Origin of the sequence: Microcoleus sp. FACHB-831 (genome assembly GCF_014695585.1) — a bacterium.
Lineage (GTDB): Bacteria > Cyanobacteriota > Cyanobacteriia > Cyanobacteriales > FACHB-T130 > FACHB-831.
This window is the reverse complement of sequence record NZ_JACJON010000009.1, coordinates 132,852-140,288: the sequence shown is the minus strand read 5'-3', so window position 1 is coordinate 140,288 and position 7,437 is coordinate 132,852. Positions and strand designations below refer to the sequence as shown.

The 7,437-nt window shown below is 45.4% G+C and carries 5 protein-coding genes; 2 read left to right on the top strand and 3 right to left on the bottom strand.

All coding sequences use genetic code 11. The features are described from left to right. Positions 1–445: 445 nt before the first annotated feature. The gene (locus H6F77_RS00710) at positions 446–1,114 is read left to right on the top strand and encodes a glutathione S-transferase family protein (RefSeq protein ID WP_190484271.1); all 669 of its coding nucleotides are present in this window, start codon (positions 446–448) and stop codon (positions 1,112–1,114) included. Positions 1,115–1,300: 186 nt separating this feature from the next. Here the strand turns inward: H6F77_RS00710 and H6F77_RS00705 are convergent, their stop codons facing one another. Then, a complete protein-coding gene (locus H6F77_RS00705) occupies positions 1,301–3,754 on the bottom strand; it encodes a dynamin family protein (RefSeq protein ID WP_190484268.1) in 2,454 nt (817 codons plus the stop codon). Positions 3,755–4,260: 506 nt separating this feature from the next. On the opposite strand from H6F77_RS00705, the gene H6F77_RS00700 reads away from it, so the two are divergent. After that, positions 4,261–4,662 carry a PPC domain-containing DNA-binding protein gene (locus tag H6F77_RS00700; RefSeq protein WP_190484264.1) on the top strand — a complete coding sequence of 134 codons (402 nt, stop codon included), beginning with the start codon at positions 4,261–4,263 and terminating at the stop codon, positions 4,660–4,662. A gap of 412 nt (positions 4,663–5,074) precedes the next feature. Here H6F77_RS00700 and H6F77_RS00695 read toward each other — a convergent pair whose 3' ends face one another. Further along, complete coding sequence (locus H6F77_RS00695) at positions 5,075–5,314, bottom strand: hypothetical protein (protein WP_190484262.1); 240 nt, start codon at positions 5,312–5,314, stop codon at positions 5,075–5,077. Between the two features lie 219 nt (positions 5,315–5,533). Further along, entirely contained in the window at positions 5,534–7,351 is a 1,818-nt protein-coding gene (gene sppA / locus H6F77_RS00690) for a signal peptide peptidase SppA (protein WP_190484313.1), read from the bottom strand. Positions 7,352–7,437: the final 86 nt, after the last annotated feature.

The following is a 7,437-nucleotide window of genomic DNA, read 5'->3' as shown; positions in this document are numbered from 1 at the left end:
CTTGAACATAGTTATCGATAATTTTTTGCCGTAAGTCGAGCGAATATGCCTTCATTTCTCTTTAAGGAAAATGTACAACCTATCTATTAATCGTACCTCATTAGATAGGGAAAGGCTATATATCTACATCTTTTATTCCATATGGTGCTAATGATTCGATTATTACATTTGCTACTTTTTCTTTGGATGACGCTAATGCTGACTTAAATTTACCCATTTTATATAGGTTTTCGCTGAATGATATAACATCATCATCGTCGCAATTTTGTAAATAAGAGTTATATTCCATGTTAGTCTCTCGTTTGGAAAATATCCTATTAACTATTATCGGGTAGCATTTCAGTTCTGCAAAGATATCGGGCGAATAGAATTCGCGGCTGTCAGCGACTGGCGGCGCTGCTATACTCAAAGCGGAGTTCACGCAAGTTCGCCACCTTGGGGGCATATGCTCATCGTCCACCATCTCAAAGTCTCCCAGTCCGAGCGGATCGTATGGCTACTCGAAGAACTCGATTTGCCCTATGAACTGCGAGTGTACCAACGAGATCCGGTCACGCAGTTTGCTCCACCCGAACTGCGCTCAGTTCATCCCCTTGGGAGCGCGCCAGTGCTGTGCGATCGCGAGATTGTTATGGCCGAGTCCGGCGCGATCGCCGAGTATGTACTAGCCCGCTACGGGAACGGGCGGCTCGCGGTACCCGTTACTTCACCGCAGTATCCCGACTACCTGTATTGGTTCCACTACGCGAATGCCAGTCTGATGATGCAGATCGGCGTGAACTGGATCGCAGCGATGGCCGCAGGACAGGACAGCGATTCTCCGCTACTGCCCACCCTACGCGAACGGCTGGATCTTCACCTACAGCTGGTCGAAGATCGCCTGTCGCGATCGCCCTACTTCGCCGGATCTGAGTTCACTGCTGCCGACATCATGATGCACTTCCCGTTCGGCACGATGAAGGCATTCTACAACATCGGTCTCGACAACCGTCCGAACATTAAGGCGTGGCTAGCGAGAATCAGCGATCGCCCCGGCTACCAGCACGCGATGAAGGCGGCGGGACACGAGCAAGACCCGGCGCTCGACTGGGGCGCAACGCGAGGCGCGTTTTGACATCCGTCGTCGAGACGCGATCGCTCCTAACGCGGGATCTCGCGTGTCGTAGAGCCTGCGATATGGTACCGCTAGGAACTCCCCTCACTTTGAAATCTCAATAAAGAATTTGAAACCCGCCTGCGCGGGTTTCGTATGTCTAGCCGCGATTAATGGCCAAGTCTATTTGTAGAACCGAACCTGCGATTATACTCCTACAACATTTGCGATCGCGCCTGAATTAACAACCCCATTAGCTCCTAAATTAGGCGAACTAGGTTTAACATTCACATCATCAATTACAGGCAATTGATGCTCGTATAAACCCAGCGATTGCAAACAGCTATTAATGCCAGAAACTGCTTGATTGTAAGCCGCCATTTTTTGTTCAACCACACTTTGCGAACGGCGATTGCTAGCAATTTTCTCCTGCGCTTCTTGTTCTAGCGTTTGCTCTAAATAAGCACGCGCCTGGGTATATTGCTGCAATATTTCATCAGCTTGTTTATCTGCTGCTGGTAAAAGTTGCGTCTTCAGCGTTTGATTGATAGTTTGGCGGAAAGTACGCTTAATTGTTGTATAGACTTTTGGTTCAAAATCTAGCTTCAACAACTGACGAATTGCAGGTTCAGCTTCCACCATACTTTCGCAGTCATAAGCTTGGGAAGTTTGCTGCAACGTTTGGCGGAATTGATATATTGAAAATGTGCCTTCATCATAAAATCGGGGACTTTCACGCACAAAGCGATCGCACTCTATCCGCGCCGCACTCACCAAAGCATGAGTAACATCTTTCTCCAATACCTTCAACTGTTGCTCAATTCCGCCATCATTCCCTAGCAACCGATACAACTGGCGATAATATTCCGACTTACGGACTCGCTCAGTTAACCGTTGGAAAAGGTTAGCAACTACTTGTGCGGTAGATTCGACTAATATATCTTCCAGACAGTTAGCCAAATAATAAAGCGCTTCCACCAAAACTGCAATTAAAGGCGCAGTAGCATTGCGGGGATGGCTCATCGTTGCACGGCTATAAGCATCTGCTACAGAGAAAGTATCCAGCAACTCATCTAAACGCCGAATCAGCCGCGATTGCAACTGAAGAAAATCTGCCTCAAAACCATCGCAGTTATTAGTAACCACCTGATTAACTTCTTCTGCAATATGCTTGCTAAATTCTTGTCCAACTTGCTGGAGTTGCTGGTTGAGTCGTTGTAACTCCTGCGCTTTCATCGCCTCGATTTCGCGAGGTTGGCTATCTAAATCGCGGTGCGTAGACTGATAATGTTTCTTCAGGCTAATACAGATGTCTTGCAAATCGTCAGCCAGAGCTTTAAACAATTGAGGTCGTTTTTCTTGGGTAAGATAGCGAGTAATCCCAGTGCGAAACTCTTCAATCCCGCTATCGCCAATTAATTGTTCAATAAGCGGCGTTCCTAAACCGCTGAGAATCCGTACATATTTATCATTGTTTGTAGTAGCCTGAAGAACGGTTGGGGGAATAGAAAACTTATTAGGCGATAGTTTGCCAGAGATAAGACAGTAGCGAATAAATTCATAGACAAATTGCGGCGTTTCTTCTTGTCCATCCGCGCCTTTAAGGCTCTCAGCAAATATGGAATTTAAACCAAAGCGATCGCCTGCGCTTTTCCCTTTAATTTGACTTCCATAAAATCCCAGCAAGCCGCTGGTTTTATAAACCTTAGCGCTATCCCGAAACTGGGAATTAATTAAATTATCCAACCGTTTGCGTAGCTGATCGTTGTACCAAGTTTCATCAACGCGGTTGAAAACATTGAACACGCGATCGCGTATGCTCTGGCTCTGATGCGTGCGCGAAATTAGCTTAGTTTCTTCTGATGTCAATTCGCCAGTCGCCGCCGTCTTAAAAACGCACACTACGGCAGAAGTATCTGCATCTTCAATCTTATTGTAAGTCAGTTCTGCATCTCGTTCTACAGGTGCATCAATTCCAGGTGTATCGATAATAACGTTGCCATCTTGCAAAAGGGAATGGTTGCAGTAATACTCTACCTTTTTTAATACAGCACTGCGGCTGCTGCGCCTAGCAAACTGAGCAGCTTCTGCTAAATTAGTTAAATTAAATTGCTCCATCGAGTATGTAGAATTATTTACAGTACCGATGCGATCGCGGTTTTCTCTAAACCCCTCTAACAACAACTTCAATGCATTAGCCTGCTTTGCTCGTTCAGACTTATCTTTCCCCCCCTCCAATTCAATAATCGCTTCGCATCCCTCCCCTAACAATTCCATTACTTCGGTTTGATTAATATTAGCTGCTGGAGGTAATCCTAACTGCTGACACAACGCCACTGCTTGTTCCCTAATTTCTGCCTCGCTCAAAAACGTCAGCACTACTCGTTCTTTGCCAGGTTCAGCATACTCGATATAACATTCCGTACCCGTTGCGTGTCCCTCTGCACTGTAAAGCAATTCCCGTTCTAGCAGTGCGTTGATTAGCATCGATTTCCCTGCACTAAACGCACCCGCAAACACAATTTCAAACTTGGGGGAAACAGCCTTCCTCAGCGAAGTCTCAGCGGCGGTGGTATCCTCACCACGTAAAGACGGCTCTTGCTGTAACAGATGCAACAAACTACCAACCTGTTCTTGCAGGTTTTGGCACTGAGGTGACATATTATTAGCCATAGTGGTAATTACCTTATGAGGAACAACGCAAAGAAGGCCTTTTTACCTTCCTGTTTTAGTGTTCCCATTCCCCCCGGATATGTAACAGAACTTTTACCGCTTTCTTACATAGCATCATTGTTACCTACAAGCAATACCCCAATCTCTAACTAGATAATTCCTCTAGCCGCATATTTGTTTTACATTTAAGTAGGCGAAGACAATTAAATTAAAAACCTTCGGTAGGTTGGGTTAAGGTACGAAACCCAATGTTTGTAAAGGTTCGATGGGTTTCTCTATTGCTGTAGCCACCCTATAGGTAATTAGAAAGACCTACTTAGTTCCCCATTAGGAATAATTTTTGCTGTCATACTAAAATCAATTTAGATTTACAGGTTTTTGCACTGAGACAGCCGCTAGTCTTAATTCACGCCCGCCAACAAGAAAATTTTAAATATTTTGTAACGTATCATCTATCAAAGGGTATATTTAAAGTAGTCTATCCAGACAAATATATGAAAGTTCATGCTTTGAGGCTGCAACCCGATCAAGATCTAAAAGAAAGCTTAAGGGATTTTGTAGATCGGGAGAATATTAAAGCAGGTTTTATGTTAACGGCGATTGGCAGCCTGAAACAGGCAACGCTTCGCTTTGCCAATCAAAATATTAGGACAGTATTGAACGATAAATTTGAGATTCTTGCCATCAACGGCACGCTGGCAACCAGCGGCATTCATCTGCATATTACTATAGCTGATAAACAAGGTAAGTTTCTCGGTGGACATTTAGAGTATGGTTGCATAATTTATACAACCGCCGAGATTATCATCGGAGCCAGCAAAGAATTTACATTTTTGAGGACTTTAGACGATAAGACAGGCTATAAGGAATTAGATATTGTGAGTAATTTATCTTAAAGTTTATATTTATACTTCTCTTTGAATAAGCTTATTTATTAAGCATTTAGAGCTTAAATTAAGCCTATTTCGGCAATGCATGCCAAAATTTATTTTAACCGAATCCAGATACGCTCGCGGGCATTTGCGGGCTAAAAACGCTCTGTATTCTTAAATAAGGGAGTAAACGCCCCAGCGTCTAGCCGCTGTTGCTATCTTAGTTAAAGGACGACAGCACTTGGAGATGCAAGGCTTTACGGGCTAAGACATTCTTACCCAATACTATTAGCTGTTAGACAGCAATATCGCGCATTTCTATAAAATTGCCAAAATTACTGGCGAAATAGCAGCGATCGCGATCGCCAATCCTCAAAAACCCGTTATCCTTAAGACAACAGGTTTTTTGGATTCAGTCAAACTATACCGCCTGCTTCTACTCTTCCTCCTTAAGCTGCATCGTGGCACCAAGGGCTGCGCCAGCGCCAGCTATTAAGCCGATGCTCATACCGTGAATCGTCTTAACAAGGGGATCTTGAGTCAAGCACTCCATCGTCGGCGCTTGCTTTTTCAAGCACTGATGACTGTCTACCCAGTTGCTTGTACCTCCGACAACAACGCCAGCGGCACTACAGGCAACAATCAGAAGCATTAGGCGGTTTGTTTTTCTATCCATTGATAGATGTGTAAAAGTAACGACTGAACTAATAATTCACTTTACTCTACACATCGTCAGAATGGTACTGTATTTTTACTTAATTCAGCTAGGTGTTCAGTAATTATAAGGATGCTGCGCCCGGAGTCAGGGAAGAGGGAGAAAGTGGGAGATTGTAGAGACTCGCATTGTAGTGGAAGTCTCTACAATCCAAAATCCCCCGGCCCATTCCCACGTTACCTAATCAATCCGCAGATTGTAGGGCATGCGGGCATAGACATTCATGGGATCGTTCATCGCTTTGAGAGTTGTCAACTCAGCTTGCAGCTTGAGGAACTCTGCTGTCAGCGGATCGAGCTTTTTCTGTTTAACAGAAGCTTGATCGCCAGAGAGTTTCTTCAAAATGCGTTCTTCAAGACTGCGTTTTTCCGGGTACTGTTGCAGTTCCCAATCATCCCCCAGCTTGGCTTCCTTAGCCGCATAGGCGATCGCGCTGTCTAAACCCCCAATCTCATCAACCAAACCCAGCCGTTTAGCATCTTTCCCCGACCAAACGCGCCCTTGAGCGATCTCCGCCACTTTCTGCTTGGGCAACTTCCGCGAGTCTGCTACCTTGTTGATGAACTGATAGTAAATCTGGTTGACAAATCTCTGGTTTACCGCCAACTCTTCTGGCGTCTTAGGACGACTAATTGTTTGACTGTCAGCATACTTAGAAGTCTTAACCACATCCCAAGTAATACCTTGGTTATTTGCTAACTTCTTGACATTCAGCAGCAAACCAAAGACACCAATTGAACCCGTGATAGTATTTGGTTCTGCAAAGATGCGGTTGCCATAAGTAGAAATCCAGTACCCACCGGAAGCAGCCATATCACCCATAGATACAACAACTGGCTTGACTTGCTTGGTGAGTCGCACCTCTCGCTGAATTACCTCAGATGCAGCAGCGCTACCACCGGGACTGTTGACGCGCAGAACTACTGCTTTCACATCGTTATTCAGTCGAAGTTTTCGCAATTGTCTGGCAAAGCCATCGCCCCCGATCTGACTCGCGCCGCCTTGACCGTCAACTATCTCACCTTCGGCGTAAATAACAGCAACTTTGTTCTCCGAGTTACGCTCCTCGCGCAGCGATTCGCCAGAAATGTCGGCGTAGGTGGTTAGACTAATTTTGCGGAACGATTCATCTTCTTTTTTATTTCCGGTCAATTTTTTAAGTTCGGCAACCACTTCGTCAAAGTAAGCTACCTTATCAACTAAGCCGCGCTTCTTGGCTTCTGTTGCCGATAACACTGCACTCGTATCGGCGATCGCTTGTAATTGCTTTGGAGTAATTTTGCGACTCTTTCCCACCGTCGCTTTGAATTCGCCCCAAATATCGCTCAACAGTTTTTGAGTCTGTTGCTTGCTTTCCTTACTCAACTGTTTTAAAACATACGGTTCAACAGCCGATTTGTACTTCCCAACTCTAATAACCTGAACCCCAATCCCGTACTTCTCCAACGCTCCCGCCAAAAACATCGGCTCGGAACGCAAGCCGTTAAGTTCCATTTCGCCAAGGGGGTTAACTACGACCGTATTTGCCACCGATCCCACATAATATTCCTGTTTCCCCCAGCCCATATTGTAAGCGAGGATTTTTTTACCGGAAGCGCGGAAACGTTCCAGCGCCTCTCGTACTTCCTTGAGCGTGGCAAAGCCAGCGCCTCCGGCTGATGCCTTGGTACCGTCTAAGTAGATGCCCACAATTCGCTTGTCTTGAGTTGCTTTGTCTATTGCATCCAAAACAGTTCGCAAGGAGATCGTGTCACCATCATCGCCAGATAGCACGTCCCCTAGCGCTTCGCTGGTACTTCTGCTCGGATCGCTATCGGTGATGTTCAACCCCAAATCGAAAACCAGCACGGATTTATTTCTGACTTGCGGTCCGGTATCTTTGGAAGCTGCTGCAATCAATAACAATACCAGTCCACCCGTTCCCAAACTAACAAATAGAATTAATCCTGCTAGGGTTCCGATTAGACTGGCAAAGGTTTGTTTGAGGAAATGGCGCATTTCAATATTTCTTAGTTTCAATGTTTTTGAGTGCCCAGGGTGGCTGCGGGAACGCTTCGAGGGTATCCCCTTACATTCTTTATAAG